General features: G+C 72.3%; 3 protein-coding genes. All 3 read right to left on the bottom strand.

The window, feature by feature from the left end; translation table 11 throughout:
* On the bottom strand, positions 1-1074 hold a 1074-nt coding region (gene tnpC, locus DJ019_RS20585), incomplete at its 3' end, for an IS66 family transposase (RefSeq protein WP_111278742.1).
* A gap of 70 nt (positions 1075-1144) precedes the next feature.
* A complete protein-coding gene (gene tnpB / locus DJ019_RS20580) occupies positions 1145-1465 on the bottom strand; it encodes an IS66 family insertion sequence element accessory protein TnpB (protein ID WP_205854219.1) in 321 nt (106 codons plus the stop codon).
* A gap of 22 nt (positions 1466-1487) precedes the next feature.
* On the bottom strand, positions 1488-1737 hold a 250-nt coding region (locus DJ019_RS21080; protein ID WP_111278740.1), incomplete at its 5' end, for a hypothetical protein.

Below are 1737 nucleotides of genomic sequence, written 5' to 3'. Positions count from 1 at the left end.
GGCGGCTGTCTCGACATCGGCCAGCTCGAAGACCTTGCGGCGGCCGTGCGCCCAGCAACTCGCCTCCAGGATCGGCGCAGGCGTGCTCTCGCGCGCATACAGATCGCCATAGCCGCCGTAGGCGTCGGCCTGCAGGATGCCGCGCCAGTCCGCCAGGTGCGTCGTGGGATGCTCGGCTCTGCGGTCGCGCGAGTAGTAGAACACCGCCGCCGGCGGCGCGGGCCCGGCGAAGGGGCCGTCGTCGCGCACATAGACCCACAATCGGCCGGTTGCGGTCTTGCCCTTGGCCAGCACCGGGACCGTCGTGTCGTCGCCGTGCAGCCGCTCGGCGGCGAGCACGTGGGCCTCGAGCCGCTGGAAGAGCGGCATGAGCGCCGCGGCGCCGGCGTCCACCTGGTCGGCCAGCGTGGACAGGCTCAGCGGCACGCCCTCGCGGGCGTAGCGCTCGGCCTGGCGGTTAAGCGGCTGGTGCTGCCCGAACTTCTCGAACAGCAGCATGGCCAGGAAGCTCGGACCGGCCCAGCCGCCCGGGGTGACGTGGAACGCGGCCGGCGCCTGGCTGATCGCCTCGCAATCGCGGCAGGAGACCTTCTCGCGCACGTGCTGGATCACCTTCCACTGGCGCGGGACCACCTCCAGCGTCTCGGTGACGTCCTCGCCCAACTTGGACAGGCGCGTCCCGCCGCACGCGGGGCAGGCGCACGGTGCGGGCTCCACGACCCGCTCGCGCGGCAGGTGCTCAGGGAACGGCTGGCGCGATGGCCGCTTCCGCGTGAAGGCGGCCACGCTCTCGGTCCTCGCCGCGGCCGTCTCGGCGGCGATCTCGTCCTCGCTGGCGCTGGCCTCCAGCGCCTCCAGCTGCAGCTCGAGCTGATCGAGCAGGCGGCGCGTGCGCTCGGCGTGCGGCCCGAACAGCTGGCGCTGCAGCTTGGCGATCGTGAGCTTCAGATGGGCGATCTGGGCCTGATCGTCGGACGCCTTGGCGCGGGCGACGGCCAGCTCGGCCTGGGCCGCCGCCAAGGCCGCCCTCAGCGCTTCGAACTCCTCCGGTCCAGGCGAAGCGGCCCCTTCCATGAGCGGATGGAATCACAAAATCCGCCGCTTGAGGCGCCCCAAAATGCAGGCCGCCCCAGGAAATTTGCGGCTATCCGGCGCTCTTCGGACGCCAAGTGCGCTGGGGGTTACGCCAGTCGATGCCCTCCAGCATGTAGCCCAGCTGGGCGGCGGTCAGCGCCACCGCGCCGCCCTCCACCGCCGGCCACACGAACCGCCCCCGCTCCAGCCGCTTGGCGTAGAGCGACATGCCGATCCCGTCGTGCCAGAGCACCTTGACCAGCCCGCCGGCGCGCCCGCGGAAGACATAGACGTCGCCTGCATGCGGATCGCGCTTCAGCTGCTCCTGGACCATCAGCGCCAGGCCCTGCATCCCCTTGCGCATGTCCGTGTGGCCCGTGGCGATCCACACCCGCACGCCCGACGGAACGCGATCATCGCAAGGCCCGCAGCGTCGCCGTCACCAGCGCCGCCGGCGCGCCCGCCATCACCTGCACCCGCACCCCGCCCGGCGCCTCCACCACGATCGCCGGCCCCTCGGTACGCCCCGGCGACGGATCAGGCGCATCGATCAGAACCGCCGGCATCAACGTGGACGGCGCCGCCAACGCCGCCCGCCGCCACCGGTACAACAGGCTCGTGTGGATCTCCGCCCGCCGCGCGGTCTCCGTCACATTACCGCCC

It is taken from the genome of Phenylobacterium kunshanense, from assembly GCF_003254525.1.
GTDB lineage: Bacteria > Pseudomonadota > Alphaproteobacteria > Caulobacterales > Caulobacteraceae > Phenylobacterium > Phenylobacterium kunshanense.
Note: the sequence above shows the minus strand (reverse complement) of the source record. Positions and strands in the feature narration are given on the sequence as shown.